The organism is Pseudomonas sp. R3-56 (genome assembly GCF_051132075.1).
Taxonomy (GTDB): domain Bacteria; phylum Pseudomonadota; class Gammaproteobacteria; order Pseudomonadales; family Pseudomonadaceae; genus Aquipseudomonas.
Window position 1 is genome coordinate 469,221 of the sequence record NZ_CP071657.1, and the last position, 20,842, is coordinate 490,062.

Below are 20,842 nucleotides of genomic sequence, written 5' to 3' on the forward strand. Positions count from 1 at the left end.
CCGCGCCTGGGTCTTGAACCTTACTGCGCGGCAGTCGCCACTTCACGCAGAGGCTTGCCGCGCACCGGCGCATCGCCGGCCACGTAGTACGGCGCGGTGCTGCTCGGCAATGGCTTGCGACCGCGGATCCTGTCGGCGATTTTCTCGGCCATCATGATGGTCGGCGCGTTCAGGTTGCCGGTGGTGATGATCGGCATGATCGAGGCATCGACTACCCGCAGGCCTTGCATGCCATGTACACGGCCTTCGCCATCGACCACCGCCATGTCGTCGGTGCCCATCTTGCACGAGCAGGACGGGTGGAACGCGGTTTCGGCGTGCTCGCGGATGAACTGGTCCAGTTGCTCGTCGGTCTGCACCTTGATGCCCGGGCTGATCTCGCGGCCGCGGAACGGGTCGAGCGCCGGCTGTTGCATGATCTCGCGCGTCAGGCGGATGCCATCGCGAAATTCCTGCCAGTCCTGTTCGGTGGCCATGTAATTGAAGAGGATGCTCGGGTGCTGGCGCGGGTCCTTGGACTTGGCCTGGATCCGGCCACGGCTCGGCGAACGCATGGAGCCCATGTGCGCCTGGAAGCCGTGCTCCTTCACGCCATTACTGCCGTTGTAATTGATCGCCACCGGCAAGAAGTGGTACTGGATGTTCGGCCACTCGAAGTCCGGGCGGGTGCGGATGAAACCGCCGGCTTCGAACTGGTTGCTGGCGCCGATGCCGGTGCCGTTGAACAGCCACTCGGCACCGATGGCCGGCTGGTTGTACCAGAGCAGCGACGGGTACAGCGAAACCGGCTGGGTGCAAGCGTATTGCAGGTACAGCTCCAAGTGGTCCTGGAGGTTTTCACCAACGCCCGGCAGGTCGTGGACCACCGGGATGTCGAGGCTTTCGAGCAGTTTTGCCGGACCGACGCCGGAGCGTTGCAGGATCTGCGGCGAAGCGATGGCGCCGGAGCACAGCAGCACTTCCTTGCGGGCCCGGGCCTCGACGCGCTCTTCGGCGGCGCCCACCAGGTAACGCACGCCGACCGCACGCTTGCCTTCGAACAGGATCTTGTCGGTCAGGGCATGGGTGACGATGGTCAGGGTGGAGCGCTTCTTGGCGATGTCCAGATAGCCGCGCGCGGTACTGGCGCGACGGCCATTGGGCGTCACGGTACGGTCCATCGGGCCGAAGCCTTCCTGCTGGTAGCCGTTGAGGTCTTCGGTACGCGGGTAACCGGCCTGCACGCCGGCTTCGACCATGGCGTGGAACAGCGGGTTGTTGCCGGGCTTGGGCGTGGTCACGCTGACCGGACCGTCGCCGCCGTGGTAGTCGTTCGGGCCGATGTCGCGGGTTTCGGCTTTGCGGAAATACGGCAGGCAGTCCAGGTAGGTCCAGTCTTCCAGGCCTGGCAGCTTGGCCCAGTTGTCATAGTCCAGGGCGTTGCCGCGGATGTAGCACATGCCGTTGATCAGCGAAGAACCGCCCAGGCCCTTACCGCGACCGCACTCCATGCGGCGGCCGTTCATGTGCGGCTCCGGGTCGGTCTCGTAGGCCCAGTTGTAGCGTCGGCCTTGCAGCGGGAACGCCAGGGCGGCGGGCATTTGCGTGCGGAAATCCAGGCGATAGTCCGGGCCGCCGGCTTCGAGCAGCAGGACGGTGACGCCTTCGTCTTCGGTCAGGCGGGTGGCCAGGGTGTTACCGGCCGAGCCGGCACCGATGATGATGTAATCGAATTCTTGGGACATGAAATGCACCCTCTTTTGAATTGGGTTCAGGTCGCGGTTGCCGAGATGCCTATCTTGCGTGGCGAGGGAGCTTGCTCCCGCTCGGCTGCGAAGCAGTCGCAAACAGGGCGACCGTGTTCTGTCTGGATGACCTTGGGGGCTGAAGTGGGGCCGCTTCGCGGCCCAGCGGGAGCGAGCTCCCTCGCCACAAAAGCCCCACCTCAGGTTCGTGTCAGATCAGAACACCGACGTGTAATCGCCCATTTCGACCTGTACCGATTTGATGCGCGTGTAGTTGGTCAGCGAACTGATGCCATTCTCCCGACCCACGCCCGATTGCTTGTAGCCACCGACCGGCATTTCCGCCGCGGACTCGCCCCAGGCGTTGATCCAGCAGATGCCTGCTTCGAGCTGATGGATCACGCGGTGGGCGCGGTTCAGGTCGCGGGTCACGACGCCGGCGGCCAGGCCGAAGTCAGTATCGTTGGCGCGGCGGATCACTTCTTCTTCGGTGTCGTAGGTGAGGATGCTCATCACCGGGCCGAAGATTTCCTCACGCACGATGGTCATGTCATCGGTGCAATCGGTGAACACGGTCGGTGCGACGAATGCGCCCTTGGCCAGATCGCCCTCGGTCAGGCGACCGCCGCCACACAACAGGCGCGCGCCTTCGGCCTTGCCCTTCTCGATGTAGCCCAGCACGCTTTCCATGTGGGCGAAGCTCACCAGCGGACCGAAATTGGTGTTTTCGTCTTCCGGATTGCCGATGCGGATGCGCGCCACGCGTTCGGCGATCTTGGCTTCGAACGCTGCCTTCAGATGGCTCGGCACGAACACGCGGGTGCCGTTGGTGCAGACCTGGCCGGAGCTGTAGAAGTTGGCCATCATCGCGGTGTCGGCGGCGCGATCCAGGTCGGCGTCGTCGAAGATGATCAGCGGCGACTTGCCGCCCAGCTCCATGGTCACGTCCTTGAGCGAAGAACTCGAAGCGCTGGCCATGACTTTCTTGCCGGTGTCGGTGCCGCCGGTGAAGGAGATTTTCTCGATGCGCGGGTGCTCGGTCAGCCAGGTGCCGACTTCACGGCCGCTGCCGGTCAGCACGTTGAACACACCCGCTGGAACACCGGCCTCGGTGTATATCTCGGCCAGTTTCAGGGTGGTCAGCGAGGTCACTTCGCTGGGCTTGAAGATCATCGCGTTGCCGGCTGCCAGGGCCGGGGCGGACTTCCACAAGGCAATCTGGATCGGGTAGTTCCACGCGCCGATACCGGCCACCACGCCCAGGGGCTCGCGACGGGTATAGATGAACGAAGTGCTGCGCAGCGGAACCTGCTCGCCTTCGATGGCAGGCACCAGGCCGGCGTAATATTCCAGCACGTCGGCACCAGTGACGATGTCGACGTATTTGGTTTCGGAGAAGGATTTGCCGGTGTCCAGGGTTTCCAGGGCGGCCAGTTCATCGTTGCGTTCGCGCAGGATGTCGACGGCGCGGCGCAGGATGCGCGAGCGCTGCATGGCGGTCATCGCGGCCCAGATTTTCTGGCCCTTTTCGGCGCTGACCACGGCGCGCTCGACGTCCTCGAACGTCGCGCGCTGCACCAGGGCGAGAACTTCACCGTTGGCCGGGTTGATGGCTTCGAAAGTGGCGTCGCCGCTGGCATCGCTGTACGCGCCATCGATGTAGAGTTTTTGCAGTTCGAAACGGGCCATAAAGTCCTCGCAAGTGCATGAGTGGTTGGCTGGCCACCGAGCGTGTCGTTTATAGCTGACTACGCGCTGCGGTGACGGTTCAGGAGTCGAGCGGTTCTGTGTGCTCTGGCGCTCCTGCCTTGGCCAGTTGGAAATCCATGTATTCGTAAGCGATCTGGTGCGCCTGGGCGGTATCGAACGCGTCTCCCGACAGCGCCCCGCGCAGCCACAAACCGTCAATCAGGGCGGCCAGGCCCCGTGCCGCGCTGCGTGCCTGGTCAACGGGCAAGACGCGGCGGAACTGGCAACACAGGTTGGAATACAGACGGTGATCGTTGATCCGCTGCAACCTATGCAATGACGGGTGATGCATGCTGGTGGCCCAGAAGGCCAGCCAGGTTTTCATTGCCGGCCCGTTGACCTGGCTGGCGTCGAAATTGCCTTCGATGATCACCTTCAGGTGAGCTCGCGGGCTTGGATCCGTCAGCGCTTGACGCCGCGCGGTGACGTTCTCGCTCAAGACACTCATCAGGTACTGGGCCGTGGCCGCGATCAGGCCATTCTTGTCCTGAAAGTAATGACTGATGATGCCGTTCGAAACACCGGCCAAACGGGCGATCAGCGCAATGCTGGCGTCCCCCATTCCGACCTGGTCGACAGCCTGCAAAGTGGCTTCGATCAACTGCTGGCGGCGGATGGGTTGCATACCGACCTTGGGCATCTGCACATCTCCTTAGGCCATCGGGCGGACGAGTCTTCGCCTGCCTTCATGAGGGCCAGTCTATTTTGTTTTGATTGAACGTTCAATCAACAAAGAATAAGCTCTGCGACAAATCGTCGCGATTTACGAAATTTCCTACGCGTAAATGGCGCAAATAAACGGACATCACGGGCCTCACACCCACGCATCGCGGGGGCATGGGCTTCCAGGGTGTCTTTATAACACCCGCCGGTCGGCTGCCAACTCATCGATCGTGCGGGTATTGCGTTGCCTAGTCCTTCTCTCGCACTGCCTGGAGCATCCGTGCAATGAGTTCTGCCTTGCTAATAAAGACCCCGCCGCAGAAGGTGACGGTCAACGGTTGGGTGTTCTACACCTCCACCGCGCTGATTCTGTTGTTGACGGCCATTCTGATCATCGCCCCGCAGGAGGCCGGCCGGTTGCTCGGCATTGCCCAGGCGTGGCTATCGCGCAGCTTCGGCTGGTACTACATGGTGGTCATCGCCGCTTACCTGCTGTTTGTGGTCGGCCTGGCGTTTTCCTCCTACGGCAAGCTCAAGCTTGGCAGCAAGGACGACACGCCGGATTTCAGTTATGGCGCCTGGGCCGGGATGCTGTTTTCCTCGGGCATCGGCATTTCGCTGTTGTACTTTGGCGCATCCGAGCCACTGGACCATTTCTTCAACCCGCCCGAAGGCGTCGCCGGTAGCAACCAGGCTGCGCGCCAGGCGGTGCAGCTGACGTTTTTGCATTGGGGCCTGCACGGCTGGGCGATCTACGCCCTTGTGGGCCTGGCCGTGGCCTATTTCGCCTATCGGCATAACCAGCCGCTGGCGCTGCGTTCGGCCTTGTATCCGCTGATGGGCGAACGCTGGGTCAAGGGCGCGGCCGGTCACGCGGTGGACGGCTTCGGCATGTTCGTTACGTTGCTGGGGCTGGTGACCAACCTGGGGATCGGATCGCTGCAAGTCGCCTCCGGGTTGGAAAACCTGTTTGGCATGGAGCACAGCAACACCAATCTGCTGATCGTGATCATCGTGATGAGCAGCGTGGCGACCATCGCCGCCGTGTCCGGCGTGGAGAACGGCATCCGCCGGCTGTCCAACCTGAACATCGTGCTGTTCAGCGGTTTGCTGATCTTCGTCTTGCTGTGCGGCCCCACGCTGCACTTGCTCAATGGCTTCGTGCAGAACATTGGCGACTACCTCAACGGCGTTGTGCTCAAGACGTTCGACCTGTACGTGTATGCGGACGACAACGCCAAGTCGGGCCGCTGGATGGGCCTGTGGACGCTGTTCTACTGGGCCTGGTGGATTTCCTGGGCGCCATTTGTCGGCATGTTCATCGCGCGGATTTCCCGTGGCCGCACCGTGCGCGAGCTGGTCGCCGGTGTGCTGCTGATTCCCCTGGGCTTTACCTTGGCCTGGCTGTCGATTTTCGGTAACTCGGCACTGGATCTGGTGATGAACCACGGTGCGGTGGAGCTGGGCAAGACCGCACTGACGCAGCCGTCGATGTCGATCTATCAGCTGTTGGAATATTACCCGGCGTCGAAAGTGGTGATCGGCGTGTCGATCTTTGTCGGTTTTGTGCTGTTCCTGACTCCGGCGGACTCCGGCGCGGTGATGATGGCCAATCTCTCGTGCACGGGCGGCAATGTCGATGAAGATGCCCCCCACTGGTTGCGGATCTTCTGGTCGGTAGTGATCACGCTGGTGACCATCGGCCTGTTGTTTGCCGGTAACTTCGAAGCCATGCAAACCATGGTCGTGCTGGCCGGGCTGCCGTTCTCGGTGGTGCTGGTGTTCTTCATGTTCGGCCTGCACAAGGCCATGCGCGAGGATGTGCGGGTTGAGCAGGAGCGGGCGGAGTTGGCGGGGTTGGGGCGGGTCTATAACTGACCCCGTTCGATAGTTGTTAACACTGTTGTGGCGAGGGGATTTATCCCCGCTGGGCTGCGAAGCGGCCCCAATTGCAGCGACTCAATCTGATTTGACACTCCGAGTTGCCCGGCTATGGGAGTGCTTCGCACTCCAGCGGGGATAAATCCCCTCACCACAAGAGCGTTTCAATTCTTGCTCCTGCACAAACAAAAAACGCCGCGATCATCTCGCGGCGTTTTTGTGTGCCCGGGCTCAGCCCAGGTTCTTGCCGAGCAGCGCGTGGTACAGCTCGCTGTCGCCGAGGATCCCGACGACCTTCTGGTTATCGTGGAGCACCAGCTTGTTGCCGGTCTGGTAGCGGATCTGCAAGGCGTCGCGCATGCCGATGCTGGAGTCCACCAGGGTCGGACGGCGGCCGAGGCCCTCGACGGCCTGGCCCGGTGCCCAGTTTTGCAAGTCCAGCGCGGCGCCGTTCTGGCGGGCGCCCTTGATGGTGTTGCCTTCGGCCAGGTCGAGCCAGGAATCGCCGCCCGGGTCCAGGCAGACCGAGCCGTTGATGCGTTTGCAGTTGTCCAGGGTGCGCATCAGGCTGCGGCCGCAGAGCACGTTGAGCGGGTTGGTGTGGGCGACGAAGGTGCGCACGTAGTCATCCGCCGGGTTCAACACGATCTGTTCCGGCTTGCTGTACTGGATGATGCGGCCGTCTTTCATGATCGCGATGCGGCTGCCCAGTTTCAGGGCCTCGTCGAGGTCATGGCTGACGAATACGATGGTCTTGCTCAGCTTGCGCTGCAGCTCCAGCAGTTCGTCCTGCAGGCCTTGGCGGATCAGCGGGTCGAGGGCCGAGAAGGGTTCGTCCATGAGCAGGATATCGGCGTCCATCGCCAGGGCACGGGCCAGGCCGACCCGTTGTTGCATGCCGCCGGACAGCTCGTCGGGCTTCTTGTTGCGCCACTGGGTCAGGCCCACCAGCTCCAGCTTTTCATCCACCAGCTTTTTGCGTTCCTTCTCCGGGCGGCCCTGCATTTCCAGGCCGAAGCTGATGTTCTCGCGCACTGTCAGCCAGGGCATCAGGGCGAACTTCTGGAAGACCATGGCGATGCGCTTGGTGCGCATCATCTTCAACTCGGCGGGGGTGCAGGAGGCGATGTCGATCTGGCGGCCTTCGTGTTCAACGAACAATTTGCCGCGACTCACTGTGTTCAAGCCGTTGATGCAGCGCAGCAGGCTCGACTTGCCGGAGCCGGAGAGGCCCATCAATACGCAGATCTCGCCTTTTTCGACATCCAGGCTGGCCTTTTCCACGCCGACGATCTGCCCGGTCTGCTTCAGGATTTCGTTGCGGGTCATGCCCTTGTCGAGCAGCTTGAGGGCTTCGCGTGGATCTTTGGAGAAGATCACGTCGACCTCTTCGAAGCGGATTATGCTCATGCGTCACCCCCTACTTTGGCGTCGGGTTGTTTGCAGATTCGGTCGAGCATGATCGCCAGCAATACGATCGCCAGGCCGGCTTCGAAGCCCAGGGCGATATCGGCGGTGTTCAGTGCGTTGACCACGGGTTTGCCCAGGCCGTCGGCACCGACCAGCGCCGCGATGACCACCATCGACAGCGACAGCATGATGCATTGGGTGATACCGGCGGCGATGCTCGGCATGGCATGGGGCAATTCAATGCGTGAGAGGAGTTGGCGACGGGAGCAGCCGAAGGCTTTGCCGGCGTCCATCAGTTCGTCCGGAACGTCGCGGATGCCCAGGTAGGTGAGGCGGATGGGCGCGGCAATCGCGAACACCACCGTGGAGATCAGGCCCGGAACCACACCCAGACCGAAGAGGGTCAGGGTAGGAATGAGGTAGACGAAGGTCGGTACGGTCTGCATCAGATCGAGCACCGGACGCATCATGGTGTAGAACATCGGCTTGTGCGCGGCAACAATGCCCAGCGGCACGCCGATCAGCACGCAGACCAGGGTCGCGAACAGCACCTGGGCGAGGGTTTCCATGGTTTCCTGCCAGTAACCCAGATTGAGGATCAGCAAGAACGAGGCGATGACAAAAACGGTCAGGCCCCATTTGCGCTGGATGAAATGCGCCAGCAGGGCAATGAGGCCGATCAGGGCCAGGGGATTGAACCAGGTCAGCGCAAACGTCACGCCGTGAATCATCGTTTCCAGAAACATCGCGATGGCATCGAAAGTGTTGGCGCCGTTTTGCGTCAACCATTCGACAAAGCCCGCGATGTACTGGCCCAAGGGTATTTTCTGATCAATAAGCATGGTAGTGAACTTCCGCATGCAAGGAATAAACAGCCCGGGCGAGTGAACTCGCCCGGCATAAGCTTTTACTGCGCGAGCTTGGCTTTCACGGCCTCCAGGCCAGGTTTACCGTCGATGGTGGTGACGCCGGCGAGCCAGGTGTCGAGCACCTGTGGATTTTTCTTCAGCCAGGCCTTGGCGGCGGCTTCAGGCTTCATCTTGTCGTCCAGCACGTTGCCCATCAGCGTGCTTTCCATATCGAGGGTGAAGACCAGGTTTTTCAGCAATTGGCCGATGTTGCCGCATTCCTGGGCGTAGCCCTTGCGCGTGTTGGTGTAGATGGTCGCCTGGCCGAAGTTCGGACCGAAGAATTCATCGCCACCGGTGAGGTATTTCATTTTGAAACGGGTGTTCATCGGGTGCGGTTCCCAACCCAGGAACACCACGGCGGTGTTACGGCGCTGGGCGCGATCGACCTGCGACAGCATGCCGGCTTCGCTGGATTCGACGACCTTGAAGCCAGCGTCCTTGAGACCGAAGGCGTTCTTGTCGATCATGCTCTGGATCAAGCGGTTGCCGTCGTTGCCCGGTTCGATGCCGTAGATCTTGCCGTCCAGTTCCTTCTTGAACTTGGCGATGTCGGCGAAATCCTTCAGACCCTTTTCATACAGCTCTTCGGGGACGGCCAGGGTGTACTTGGCGTTCTCCAGGTTGGCGCGCAGGGTTTCCACGGTGCCGGCTTCGCGGTAGGCCTTGATGTCGTTTTCCATGGTCGGCATCCAGTTGCCGAGGAAAACGTCCATGTTCTTGCCGTCGGCCAGGGATTTGTAGGTCACTGGTACGGAGATCATGGTGGTCTTGGTCTTGTAGCCGAGGGCGTCGAGCACGACGCTGGTGGTAGCGGTGGTAACGGTGATGTCGGTCCAGCCGACATCGGAGAAGTTGACGGTGCTGCACTGAGCGGGCTCTGCAGCGTTGGCCAGCATCGGAAGACTCAGCATGGCGGCCAACAACAACGGCTTGGAACCTTTCATGGGTGGACTCCTGGTGTTTTATCGGCAGTGTCCGGTCGGGGACAACCGCGCTTTTTTGCTTTTTTAATGTTGCGGTTGGTGGCGCGTGGGCACCCTGGGTGACACGCGGCCTTGCAAACGAGCCGTAACCGATCATGTACCAGTGCAAATCCGACGCCTACAGGGTGCGTCGTATCCAGTACAGGGAGGGTCGCATCCAGTGTTGGTGACGTCGTTTACAGATTTTTTCCGCCCCCGGCTGGCTTCTGCCACGCGAAAAAACGTCGTAAAACCTGGGCGACAAGGGCGCGGCGCTGCTGGGCATGATTGCGTCGGTGTCAGACGTCGAAAACCGATTCAAAAGCCGGATGATGCGGCCATCCCGGCGTTGAGCGTAGCAGCTCCGCCACCGGGCGCTCCTGCGCCCGGATGTGACCGTTCTGGAGATCCAAGGCATGGCAATCAGCGTGTTCGACCTGTTCAAGATCGGTATCGGCCCGTCCAGTTCCCATACCGTGGGCCCCATGCGCGCCGCGGCGCTGTTCGTTGAAGCGCTGCGGGCGAAGGCGTTGCTGCACGATGTGCGCCGGGTCGAGGTGCAGTTGTACGGTTCGCTGTCGGCGACCGGCATCGGCCATGGCAGCGACAACGCTACGATCATGGGCCTGATGGGCGAATGGCCTGACGCGATCGACCCGTCGCAGATCGGCACGCGCATCGAACTGCTGCGCGAAACCGGGACCTTATTGCTGGATGGGCGGCTGCCGGTGCCTTTTGTCTGGTCGCGCGACATGCGCCTGATCGACGAGAACCTGCCGTTCCACCCTAACGCGATGACCTTGATTGCTGAAGGCGCCAGCGGCGAATTGCACCGCGACACCTACTATTCCATCGGCGGAGGATTTGTCGTTGACCAGGCCCAGGCTTCCAGCGGCGTGGTGGACCTGGACAGTACCGAACTGCCGTACGATTTTTCCAGCGCCGGAGAACTCCTGGCCTTGTGCCGCACCCACAACCTGCGGGTGGCCGAGTTGATGATGGCGAATGAAAAGGTCTGGCGCTCCGAGGAAGAGATCCGCAGCGGCCTGATGAAACTCTGGCGGGCCATGCAGGATTGCGTCGAACAAGGCCTCAAGCATGAAGGCATCCTGCCCGGCGGCCTGAACGTGCGGCGGCGTGCGGCCAAGTTGCATCGCAGCCTGCAGGAACTGAACAAACCGAACGTGATCGGCTCGACCTTGAGCGCCATGGAATGGGTCAACCTGTTCGCCCTGGCGGTCAACGAGGAAAATGCCGCCGGCGGGCGCATGGTCACGGCGCCGACCAATGGCGCGGCGGGGATCATTCCGGCGGTGCTGCATTACTTCATGAAATTCAGCGAAGCGGTGACCGACGCCAACGTGGTGGACTATTTCCTCAGCGCAGCGGCGGTGGGGATTTTGTGCAAGAAGAACGCTTCGATCTCCGGCGCCGAAGTCGGCTGCCAGGGCGAAGTCGGCTCGGCCTGCGCCATGGCGGCGGCGGGCCTGGCGGAAATCCTCGGCGCCACGCCGGAGCAATTGTGCAACGCCGCGGAAATCGGCCTGGAGCACAACCTTGGCCTGACGTGTGACCCGGTCGGCGGCCTGGTCCAGGTGCCCTGCATCGAGCGCAACGCGATTGCCGCGGTGAAAGCCATCAATGCCGCACAAATGGCCCTGCGCGGCGACGGCCAGCACTTCATATCCCTCGACCGGGTGATCCGCACCATGCGCGACACCGGTGCCGACATGCATGACAAGTATAAAGAGACATCGCGGGGCGGGTTGGCGGTGAGTGCGGTGGAGTGTTGATTCAGGATTCACAAGATAATTCCGTGGCGAGGGAGCTTGCTCCCGCTGGGGCGCGAAGCGTCCCCTTTGCGGTTTTCTGACACGCCGAGGTGCCCGACTCAGGGCCGCTCCGCAGCCCAGCGGGAGCAAGCTCCCTCGCCACAGGTATCGAGAAAAACCGCTCGTAAAATGAACACCGCTGCAAAAACACGCCACGTTTTGGCGCGTCGCAAACAGACAAGACGTGACTTATCGGTCACGCCATTGTCCGCCGCGCTACCGTCCGTCCCCGCGCTTGCGGTGACATCCGCCGTGCAAGCGGCGCAGCCCAGTTACCACAAGTGCTACCGATCTGCTCACAGCCCGCTGTGGCAGGTGCCTGGGGCCGTTGATGGCACTTTCAAACCAGCCCTGACAGGCCCCTTGATTAGACAGGTCGGCATGTCGTTTTCAGGATTTATTGAACGCGCATTCAAATTTAGGCATGGCAATTGCTCTGTCCTAATAAAGCCCCGTCTCACGCAAGAGAATGATGGGCAATAACAAGAGCCTCCGCCTGAGGCCATCACCCGCTTTGTGTGAGGAGATACCGCGATGACGACGTCCAACTCTGGGGCTCAACCCCAGAACCGTGCGCCTCAATCCATCGGCTTTTTGCTGCTGGACAATTTCACGCTGATTTCCCTGGCGTCCGCGGTGGAACCGCTACGCATGGCCAACCAGCTGTCCGGTCGCGAGTTGTATCGCTGGACCACCCTGACTGTCGATGGCGGGCAGGTCTGGGCCAGTGACGGTCTGCAGATCACGCCTGACGCCTCCATGCACAAAGCGCCGGCCCTCGACACCGTCATCGTCTGCGGCGGCATCGGCATCCAGCGCACCGTTACCCGTGAGCATGTCTCCTGGCTGCAAAGCCAGGCCCGGCAGTCCCGTCGCCTCGGCGCGGTCTGCACCGGCAGTTGGGCCCTGGCCTGTGCCGGCCTGCTGGACGGTTTCGATTGCAGCGTGCACTGGGAATGCCTGGCGGCCATGCAGGAAGCCTTCCCGCGGGTGTCGATGAGCACGCGCCTGTTCACCCTCGACCGCAATCGCTTCACCAGTTCTGGCGGCACCGCGCCGCTGGACATGATGCTGCACTTGATCAGCCGCGATCACGGTCGCGAACTGTCGGCAGCGATCTCGGAAATGTTTGTCTATGAGCGCATCCGCAACGAGCAGGATCACCAGCGCGTGCCGCTCAAGCACATGCTCGGCACCAACCAGCCGAAGTTGCAGGAAATCGTCGCACTGATGGAGGCCAACCTCGAAGAGCCGATCGACCTGGACGAACTGGCGGTGTATGTCGCCGTGTCCCGACGTCAGCTCGAGCGCCTGTTCCAGAAATATCTGCACTGCTCGCCGTCGCGCTACTACCTCAAGCTGCGGCTGATCCGCGCGCGGCAGCTGCTTAAGCAGACGCCGATGTCGATCATCGAAGTGGCCTCGGTGTGCGGCTTCGTCTCCACCCCGCACTTCTCCAAGTGCTACCGCGAATACTTCGGCATTCCGCCGCGTGACGAACGCGTCGGTTCCAACACTACGCAGCAGGTAGCAATGATGCCGTTGCCGCAGGCCCTGGTGCTGTCGCCATTGTCCGGCCCGCTGTCGGCCTTGAGCCAGGCGCGCAATGAGTCGACGTTTGCCAGTGTGAGGCTTTAAGACCGAGGGCTTTTGTGGCGAGGGAGCTTGCTCCCGCTGGGGGCGAAGCCCCCCAAAACCTGATTTCGCGATATGCCAGGATATCCCGTGCGCCGGTTTTGCGACCGCTTCGCGGTCGAGCGGGAGCAAGCTCCCTCGCCACAGGGTCAGCTATGGTTCTGCTGGTATTGCGCCAACGCTGGCAACAGTTGCTGGTCAATCGCCTGGCGCACCGCCGGCAGGATGGTCGCGCTGCTGGTGTACATGTCCTTGACCATGCGCCGCAGTTCATTGGCGCGCGCCCGGTCCAGGCCGCGCACCGCGCATTCACAGGCCTGCTCGGCGGTCGCACCGCTGGGTATCTGCAGCCCCAGGGCCTTGAGCTGGCCTAGCAGGTCTTCCTGGTCGATCAAATCGGCGTACATCATGACGCTTTTCCTTGTGCAGGGATTGGGGTCGTGACTGGATTCTGGTAGCCGTCCGAAGCGGCGGCAAGGGCAAATCGTCGATCTGGCCTGAATGACTATGAGCGGGTCGTTTTCGGCTAACTCGCCCGTCTCGGGAGTGGGCACACTGGCCCCAAGCTGAATCACGATGGTTTGGTCACCCTCGCGCAACGGCTCCTCCAGTAACGCTCCTGCCCCGATCCTGTCACGGCTTGATCGGGGATTTTTTTGTCTGTGTGAATCAGCGGGAAATGAGTTGTCTGATCGGGTGCTTTCGCGAGCAGGCTCGCTCCCACAGTGGGTTCTATGTCGTCCAGGCAATTCAAGGTGGGAGCGAGCCTGCTCGCGAAGAACGATGACGCGGTCTAACGCTGCAACACCAGAATCCGCGACAGCAACTCATCCCGATCGACATAACACCCCTGGAAATGTCGCGCCCCGGAGGCTGCGTCGAACGCATTGCGCGCGTGGAGGGTGCGACGGTTGTCGAAGCACCAGAGCTGACCGGGTTCAAGCCTTTGTACCAGGCGAAACCGAGGCTCGCGGGTCAGAGCAATGAAGCGGCGATAGGCTTGATAGAGCCTGGGCATCTGCTCCACCGACGTATCGAACGGTCCGCGCAAGAAATTCGCCATGCGGATCTCCGAGACCTGCCCCAGCGTATCCAGGGCGATGATCGGCGCCAGGCAGCGGTAGTCGCTGTGGCGATCCTTGTTGCGAAATTCCACCGGGATCTGGCACAGCGCGTCGAAGGCTTCGGCCTCTTCCCGGCGCAGCGCCTCGGCGATGGCGAAACCGTCGACGAAGATGCTCTCGCCACCGTCGGCGTCGTTCACCAGGCAATGGAGGAACTGCAAACCCGGCTGCAGTTCCCGTGTTGGCAGGTCGCTGTGCAGCGGCAGATTGAAGGCGGTATAGGCGTTGCTGTCGGCATCGGCCTTGGACTGCACGTTGAACAGCACGCCGAAATTGCTTTCGCGGATAAAGGAAATGCGCTGGGCAATCAGTTTCAGCGAGCCGGGTTCGGTGGGGACGCCCCGTACCTGGGTCAGGCCGATGTCGCGTACTGCCAGTAGCCATTTCAGCAAGGTGTCGGCGTCCTCCATCAGGGCCTGGTATTCGAACACTGGCAGTGACAGATCGTGCTGCCATAGTTGGCGTTGTGGTTTGCCCGCCAGTCGCTCGGCCCTGGATTGATCGTCATAGGCATGGGCGCGCAACCAACCCGGGTCGAAAAGGCTCTGATGGCCGTCCTGCCAAACCACGTGTAGGCAGCCCGCGCCGTCGATGTCGATTTCGCCGGGCGTCAGGTCTTCCGGGACGTCGACGATCTCCAGGACCTGCTCGCGGGTGACGCTGTAGACACACTGCGCGCAGGGGCAGTTGTCCCGCAGCCAATCATGGTGAAACGGGCTGATCCGACCGTCGGCCCACGTGACGTGAACCCGGTCGGCCAAGGGTGTTACAGCGCTCAATGCCTGGACAAGAGGGTAGCGTCGGAAGTCGGCAATAGCGGCGGCGATGTTCATGGCGGTCTCCTGTTCGAGACTTATCGGGCGGGCGGCAGGGCGATGACGCGGCCTATGTAGTTCGGGGCCGGCAGGTCGGATTGGTTGTCGATCAGGGCTTTGAGTCGGCCCAGGGTCTGCTCGGTGAAAGGCGCTGAGCGCGGGCCCGCCAGGTCGACGTGCAGCAGCATCTGTTCATTGCCGGCCAGCTCTTTATCCCCGCCCACCAGGTGCAGGCTGTGGTAGAGGTGCAGGCGTTTGGCGTCGTGGCCGATGATTTGTGTGTGCACCTCTACCTCGGCCCCGAGCTTCACTTCGTGGAGGTAGTTCAGGTGCAGTTCGAGGGTGAACAGCGAATGGCCGCTGGCTTCGCGGTTCTGGCTGTCCAGGCCGAGCTGGTCCATCAGCGCGTCGGTCGCGTAGCTGAAGATCAGCAGATAAAAGGCATCGCGCAGGTGGCCGTTGTAGTCGACCCATTCAGGGAGGATGCGGGTCTGGTAGGTGGTGAGGGTGGGCATGATTCTGGTTCCGACGGGTAGGGTGATTGGGCTGGCGCTTTCGCGAGCAGGCTCGCTCCCACACAGGTTTTGTAGAACGACACAGAGCCAATGTGGGAGCGAGCTTGCTCGCGATGGGGCCAGACCTGCTGGCCCAAAAAACCAAGATTTACTCGGCGAAGGCCATTCCATGCTTTTCCTTGGTGGCCTTCACCGCCTCCAGCACCGCCATCAGGCAATCATCACGATAGCGCTCCAGCGCCGAAATGCTGTGGCGCCCCAGTTGCTCGCTCGTCCCTTCCACCACATCGTCGATCAGCTTTTCGGTCAGCTCCGGCGCCGGCAGGTAGGTCCACGGCAATTGCAGCGCCGGGCCGAACTGGGCCATGAAATGGCGCATCCCGGCATCGCCGCCGGCCAGGGTGTAGGTCAGGAAAGTGCCCATGAACGACCAGCGCAGGCCGGCGCCAAAACGAATGGCATCGTCGATTTCGCCGGTGGTCGCCACGCCGTCGTTGACCAGGTGCAGGGCCTCGCGCCACAGCGCTTCGAGCAGGCGATCGGCGATGAAACCGGGGACTTCCTTGCGCACGTGCAGCGGGCGCATGCCAAGGGATTCGTAGACCTGCATTGCCGCTTGCACGGCTTCAGGCGCGGTGTGCTTGCCACCGACCACCTCCACCAGGGGCAGCAGGTAGACCGGGTTGAACGGATGGCCGACCACGCAGCGCTCCGGATGAGTGGAGTTTGCATAAAACTCGCTCGGCAAAAGCCCCGAGGTGCTTGACCCGATCAGTGCATTCGGCTTGGCGGCGGCGCTGATCTGGGCGTGCAGCTCAAGCTTGAGCTCCAGCCGCTCGGGTGCGCTTTCCTGAATGAAATCGGCATCGCACACGCATTCCTCGACGGTCGTAACAAAGCGCAAGCGATCCTGCGATGCGCCTGGGGCCAGGCCGTGTTTTTCCAAGGCGCCCCAGGCGTTGGCGACGCGTTTGCGCAGGGCTGCTTCGGCGCCCGGCGCCGGGTCCCAGGCGACCACGTCGAGGCCGTGGGCCAGGGCGCGGCTGATCCAACCGCTGCCGATGACGCCGCTGCCCAGGGCGGCGAAGGTTTTGATGTTGGTGATGAAGCTCATGGTGGTTTCCTGAAAAGGGTGGGGATCTCCTGTGGGAGCGAGCTTGCTCGCGATGGCGGCGGTGCATCTGACGCATCTTTGACGGTCGGACTATCGCTATCGCGAGCAAGCTCGCTCCCACAGGGAAGACGGTGGAGATTTGGTTAGCCGCGTTGGGTCAGGCCCATTTTCTTGCGGCCCTCAGCCGGCGTAAGCACACGCGCCCCGAGGCGGCTGAGGATTTCGCCGGCACGCTCCACCAGCTGTCCATTGGTGGCGAGTACGCCTTTGTCCAGCCAGAGGTTGTCTTCCAGCCCGACCCGCACGTTGCCGCCCAGCAAAACGGCCTGTGCCGCCATCGGCATCTGCATGCGGCCGATACCGAAGCCGGCCCACACCGCATCGGCGGGCAGGTTGTCGACCATGGCCTTCATGGTGGTGGTATCCGCCGGCGCGCCCCACGGGATACCCAGGCAGAGCTGGAACAAGGGGTTGTCCAACAGGCCTTCCTTGATCATCTGCTTGGCGAACCACAGGTGCCCGGTGTCGAAGATCTCCAGCTCGGCCTTGACCCCCAATTCGGTGATGCGCTTGGCGCCGGCCCGCAGTTGCGCCGGGGTGGAGACGTAAATGGTGTCGCCGTCGCCGAAGTTCAGGGTGCCGCAATCCAGTGTGCAGATTTCCGGCAGCAGCTCCTCGACGTGGGCCAGGCGGGTCAGTGGGCCCACCAGGTCGGTGTTGGGGCCGAACTCCATCGGGTTTTCCCCCGCACCGATTTCCAGGTCGCCGCCCATGCCGGCGGTGAGATTGACGATGATGTCGACATCGGCCTCGCGGATGCGCTCCATCACTTCGCGGTACAGCGCCACGTCGCGGCTGAACTTGCCGGTCTGTGGGTCGCGCACATGGCAGTGGACCACGGTGGCGCCGGCCTTGGCCGCCTCGACGGCCGCCGCGGCGATCTGTTTCGGGGTGACCGGCACGTGCGGGCTCTTGGCGGTCGTGTCGCCAGCACCGGTGAGTGCGCAGGTGATGATGACGTCGTGGTTCATGGTGCGGATTCCTTCAGGCGTGGTGAGTCACCGCGCAGCCCTTTGGAGCTGCGCAGAGGGATAACGGTTGATCAATTGCTGGTCAGTTTCAGGTTGTCTATGGCCGGCTTGCCGTCGAAAGTGGTCACCCCTTCGAGCCAGCGCTGCTTGTCTTGCGGGTGGTCCTTCAGCCATTGCCGGGCGGATTCCAGTGGGTCCTTGTGGTCGAGCAGCGGCTGCATCATCCGGCTCTCGTCTTCGGCGCTGAAGGTCAGGTTGCTCAGCAGGCGGCTGACGTTCGGGCATTGCTCGGCGTAGTTCGGCGCGGTGACGGTCCAGACGCTGGCCATGCCTTCGTTCGGGCCGAGGGCGTCTTCGCTGCCGGTGAGATAGGTCATCTGCACATTGACGTTCATCGGGTGCGGCGCCCAGCCGAAGAACACCACGGCTTCCTTGCGCCGCACGGCGCGGTCCACCGCCGCGAGCATGCCGGCCTCGCTGGACTCCACCAGCTGGAACTTGCCCAGGCCAAACTGGTTCTTGGCGATCATCGCTTTGATCTGGGTGTTGGCACCGGAACCGGGCTCGATGCCGTAGATCTTGCCGCCCAGCTCTTTTTCGAACTTGGCGATATCAGCGAAGGTCTTCAGGCCCTTGTCGGCCAGGTAAGTGGGTACGGCCAGGGTGGCGCGGGCGTCCTTCAGGCTCGGCTGCTCCAGCACCTTGACCTGCTTCGCCTCGACGAACGGGGTGATGGTCTGGGTCATCAGCGGGTTCCAGTAGCCCAGGAACAGGTCCAGGCGCTGGTCGCGGATGCCGGCGAAAATGATCTGCTGGGAGGCGCTGGTCTGCTTGGTCTTGTAGCCGAGGCCATCGAGCATCACTTGGGTCAAGGCGCTGGTGGCAATGACGTCGGTCCAGTTGACCACGCCCAGGCGCACGTTTTGGCAGGCAGCGGGTTCGGCTGCGAGGGCTGTCTGGTTCAGGAGAGACGTGGCGCTGATTGCAAGAACGCAGTAGCTGATCAGGTGTTTCATTGTCAGGTTCCTCGGCAGCTTGTTGTTATGGGTTCCGGCATCTGCGCGCCGGTGATGCCAAATTACGCAGCCGGGCCCCGCGCAAAACGCACAGCGGCGACCTGCTCTTGCACTGCAGCGACCTGTGCGCTTGAAGGACGCTTGCAAGTGGCGTATCAAGGTCCGCACGCTGCCCGTCAACCGAGTGCGCTCCATGTCCCAGGATTTTTATTTCTTGTTGATGCCGGGTTTCTCGGCCATCGGTTTCATTTCGGCCATCGAGCCCTTGCGGGTCGCCAACCGTTTTCGCGGCGAGCTGTACCGCTGGCATGTACTGAGCGCCGATGGCGGTGCGGTGCTGGCGAGCAACGGCATGTCGGTCAACGCCGACGCCGCGCTGGAGCCGCTGAAGAAGGGTGCGACGCTGTGGGTCGTGGCGGGTTTCGAACCGTTGAAATTTGCCAGCCCGGCGTTGGAGCGCTGGTTGCATCGACTCGACAATGAAGGTGTGATCCTTGGCGGTATCGACACCGGCAGCGTGGTCCTGGCCGAGGCTGGGTTACTGGATGGACACCGGGTGACGCTGCACTGGGAGGCGATCGAGGCGTTCAAGGAATCTTATCCACAGCTCGGCGTGACCCAGGAACTGTTCGAGATTGACCGCCGTCGCATCACTTGCGCCGGCGGCACCGCCTCCATCGACCTGATGCTCGACCTGATCGGCCAGGCCCACGGCCCGGAGCTGGCGATCCAGGTGAGCGAGCAATTCGTGCTCGGTCGCATTCGTCCGCGCAAGGATCACCAGCGCATGGAAATCGCCACGCGCTATGGCATCCGCAACAAGAAGCTGGTGCAGGTCATTGGCGAGATGGAGACCCATAGCGAACCGCCCTTGAGCACCCTGGCCCTGGCCGAGTCGATCAACGTGACGCGGCGTCAGCTGGAGCGCTTGTTCCGCCTGCACTTGAACGACACCCCGAGCAACTTCTACCTGCGCCTGCGCCTGGAAAAGGCCCGGCAACTGCTGCGTCAGACCGACATGAGCGTGCTGGAGGTGAGCATCGCCTGCGGGTTCGAGTCGCCGTCGTACTTCACCCGCAGCTATCGGGCACGGTTTGCCCGGTGTCCACGGGAGGATCGGCGACGGCAGGGGGATGAGCGGGAGGTGGTTTGACAGGTTTTCATAGTCTGGAAATACACCGTGGCGAGGGAGCTTGCTCCCGCTGGGCTGAAGCAGTCCCAATGTCATCGACTCAATCAAACTGACACACCAGGGTGCCGGGTTTCGGGGCCGCTGCGCAGCCCAGCGGGAGCAAGCTCCCTCGCCACGGGGGGCTGTGTTCGGCTGGGAAGGTCTATTTCTTCATCAGTGCCGAGCAGGCTGCCTTGTACGCCTCATGCTGATACTTGTTCAGCGTCGCCGGCAGGACGAAGTCGTGTTTCTTGCTCTGCGCGTTGATGGTCTGCGGCGACAGCAGCGTCACCTCGCAACCTTCCAGCAGCTGAAAGATACCCTCGATCTTGAAGGTGGTCGGCCCGCCGGCGAATTCACCTTTCTTGCTGCGCTTCTTGATGGCGATGCGTTCGATGCCGTTGTCCGTCACGAACGCCCGAACCTGCGCGGCAAAGGCCTTGACGTTGGCGGCTTCGTCATCGTCGTCAAGGGCGATTTTCTTGGTACTGAGCGCGACGTGGCTCAACGCCTGCTGGTCCAGCGAGGCAACGGCGATGATCGCTTCGCTGCCTTTGATTTCGATGCCGCAGATGATCATGCTCGGGCCTTGGGTTCGGGTGGTCTGGAGCGCCAGTTTACCCACCTTGAGGCTCAACGCCTTGCGAATCTATAGCTCCAGTTGATCAGCATGGATGCCAAAGGCAGAGGCAATTTTTTCTCGTGTAGCTCGGCGAGGTTTGGCCACAGATTCTTGCTGGGCAAACGCCGGTTGGGAAATACCGAGACGCTTGGCAACTTCGTCTTGGGTCAGGTTCAAATGCTCGCGCCAGGCGCGTATGGGCGTGGCGCCGTCGACGATACGGCTAACGACTTCATGAGGAATCAGATCGGGTTCCAATTTCTGCGCAACGTATTGCGCATACGGAATGACCACGAAGGCCGGATTTCCGTCTGCGTCGTTGATGATCTGAATGTCAGTAGGTACGTTCATCGCGTTTCTTGACCTCTTGAATGCTGACGACCTTGATCGCCCCGTCCCAATCGAACATGACTCGATAACTGCCAACCCGTAGACGGTACGCATAGTCATGGCCGGCAAGCGCCTTGACGTTTACCACATCAGGCATCTGGGCGAGTGCCGACACGGCGTCCCGAACCTGCACCTGATGGACCGAGTGCAATTTCAGAAGTTGTTTAACGGCCTTTCTGGTCCAGTGGATTGTGCTCATGAAAGGATATAAGTCTTTTATAAGATTTGCGAATCCTGACTTATATCTCTTCCAGGACCAACGGCCGGATGGTGTCGG

19 protein-coding genes are annotated in these 20,842 nt (G+C 61.9%); 4 read left to right on the forward strand and 15 right to left on the reverse strand.

All coding sequences use genetic code 11. From position 1 onward, the window contains the following. Nucleotides 1–20: 20 nt before the first annotated feature. From betA to betI, 3 genes are all read right to left on the reverse strand, one after another. Nucleotides 21–1,724, reverse strand: a complete 1,704-nt coding sequence (gene betA / locus J3P96_RS02250) for a choline dehydrogenase (protein WP_434655067.1) — start codon at nt 1,722–1,724, stop codon at nt 21–23. Between the two features lie 216 nt (nt 1,725–1,940). Next, nucleotides 1,941–3,413, reverse strand: a complete 1,473-nt coding sequence (gene betB / locus J3P96_RS02255; protein WP_434627506.1) for a betaine-aldehyde dehydrogenase — start codon at nt 3,411–3,413, stop codon at nt 1,941–1,943. Nucleotides 3,414–3,492: 79 nt separating this feature from the next. After that, nucleotides 3,493–4,113, reverse strand: coding sequence for a transcriptional regulator BetI (betI, locus tag J3P96_RS02260; RefSeq protein ID WP_305498277.1), 621 nt, complete (start codon nt 4,111–4,113; stop codon nt 3,493–3,495). A gap of 365 nt (nt 4,114–4,478) precedes the next feature. Here betI and J3P96_RS02265 point away from each other — a divergent pair, with 365 nt between their 5' ends. Beyond that, a complete protein-coding gene (locus J3P96_RS02265) occupies nt 4,479–6,014 on the forward strand; it encodes a BCCT family transporter (protein WP_434658068.1) in 1,536 nt (511 codons plus the stop codon). Nucleotides 6,015–6,248: 234 nt separating this feature from the next. Here the strand turns inward: J3P96_RS02265 and choV are convergent, their stop codons facing one another. The 3 genes from choV to J3P96_RS02280 form a co-directional block, all read right to left on the reverse strand. Next, a complete protein-coding gene (gene choV / locus J3P96_RS02270) occupies nt 6,249–7,427 on the reverse strand; it encodes a choline ABC transporter ATP-binding protein (protein ID WP_434602082.1) in 1,179 nt (392 codons plus the stop codon). After that, on the reverse strand, nt 7,424–8,269 hold the full coding sequence (gene choW, locus J3P96_RS02275) for a choline ABC transporter permease subunit (protein ID WP_305498280.1): 846 nt from the start codon (nt 8,267–8,269) through the stop codon (nt 7,424–7,426). Before choW ends, choV begins: the two co-directional genes overlap by 4 nt. Nucleotides 8,270–8,334: 65 nt before the next feature. Beyond that, nucleotides 8,335–9,282, reverse strand: a complete 948-nt coding sequence (locus J3P96_RS02280; protein ID WP_434655070.1) for a choline ABC transporter substrate-binding protein — start codon at nt 9,280–9,282, stop codon at nt 8,335–8,337. A gap of 434 nt (nt 9,283–9,716) precedes the next feature. Between J3P96_RS02280 and J3P96_RS02285 the strand changes: the two genes are divergently transcribed. Continuing rightward, nucleotides 9,717–11,093: an L-serine ammonia-lyase gene (locus tag J3P96_RS02285; protein ID WP_434655073.1), complete on the forward strand. Its 1,377-nt coding sequence runs from the start codon at nt 9,717–9,719 to the stop codon at nt 11,091–11,093. A 573-nt stretch (nt 11,094–11,666) separates the two neighbouring features. Next, a complete protein-coding gene (locus tag J3P96_RS02290; protein ID WP_003177576.1) occupies nt 11,667–12,770 on the forward strand; it encodes a GlxA family transcriptional regulator in 1,104 nt (367 codons plus the stop codon). Between the two features lie 146 nt (nt 12,771–12,916). Here the strand turns inward: J3P96_RS02290 and J3P96_RS02295 are convergent, their stop codons facing one another. From J3P96_RS02295 to J3P96_RS02320, 6 genes are all read right to left on the reverse strand, one after another. Next, on the reverse strand, nt 12,917–13,177 hold the full coding sequence (locus J3P96_RS02295) for a hypothetical protein (RefSeq protein ID WP_434655076.1): 261 nt from the start codon (nt 13,175–13,177) through the stop codon (nt 12,917–12,919). A 383-nt stretch (nt 13,178–13,560) separates the two neighbouring features. Then, complete coding sequence (locus tag J3P96_RS02300) at nt 13,561–14,724, reverse strand: gamma-butyrobetaine dioxygenase (RefSeq protein WP_434655079.1); 1,164 nt, start codon at nt 14,722–14,724, stop codon at nt 13,561–13,563. Between the two features lie 20 nt (nt 14,725–14,744). Next, a complete protein-coding gene (locus tag J3P96_RS02305; protein ID WP_434655081.1) occupies nt 14,745–15,221 on the reverse strand; it encodes a thioesterase family protein in 477 nt (158 codons plus the stop codon). A 148-nt stretch (nt 15,222–15,369) separates the two neighbouring features. Continuing rightward, nucleotides 15,370–16,335: an L-carnitine dehydrogenase gene (locus J3P96_RS02310; RefSeq protein WP_434655083.1), complete on the reverse strand. Its 966-nt coding sequence runs from the start codon at nt 16,333–16,335 to the stop codon at nt 15,370–15,372. A 143-nt stretch (nt 16,336–16,478) separates the two neighbouring features. Beyond that, nucleotides 16,479–17,366, reverse strand: a complete 888-nt coding sequence (locus J3P96_RS02315) for a 3-keto-5-aminohexanoate cleavage protein (protein ID WP_305498288.1) — start codon at nt 17,364–17,366, stop codon at nt 16,479–16,481. Between the two features lie 71 nt (nt 17,367–17,437). Further along, nucleotides 17,438–18,382: a choline ABC transporter substrate-binding protein gene (locus J3P96_RS02320; RefSeq protein WP_434655086.1), complete on the reverse strand. Its 945-nt coding sequence runs from the start codon at nt 18,380–18,382 to the stop codon at nt 17,438–17,440. A gap of 193 nt (nt 18,383–18,575) precedes the next feature. On the opposite strand from J3P96_RS02320, the gene J3P96_RS02325 reads away from it, so the two are divergent. After that, on the forward strand, nt 18,576–19,535 hold the full coding sequence (locus J3P96_RS02325) for a GlxA family transcriptional regulator (protein WP_434627534.1): 960 nt from the start codon (nt 18,576–18,578) through the stop codon (nt 19,533–19,535). Between the two features lie 181 nt (nt 19,536–19,716). Here J3P96_RS02325 and J3P96_RS02330 read toward each other — a convergent pair whose 3' ends face one another. From J3P96_RS02330 to J3P96_RS02340, 3 genes are all read right to left on the reverse strand, one after another. Beyond that, complete coding sequence (locus J3P96_RS02330) at nt 19,717–20,133, reverse strand: DUF3010 family protein (protein WP_434658070.1); 417 nt, start codon at nt 20,131–20,133, stop codon at nt 19,717–19,719. A gap of 69 nt (nt 20,134–20,202) precedes the next feature. Further along, nucleotides 20,203–20,526, reverse strand: a complete 324-nt coding sequence (locus tag J3P96_RS02335; protein WP_305498291.1) for a helix-turn-helix domain-containing protein — start codon at nt 20,524–20,526, stop codon at nt 20,203–20,205. Next, a complete protein-coding gene (locus tag J3P96_RS02340; protein ID WP_434571290.1) occupies nt 20,510–20,764 on the reverse strand; it encodes a type II toxin-antitoxin system RelE family toxin in 255 nt (84 codons plus the stop codon). The genes J3P96_RS02335 and J3P96_RS02340 overlap by 17 nt, the downstream gene beginning before the upstream one ends. Between the last annotated feature and the right edge of the window lie 78 nt (nt 20,765–20,842).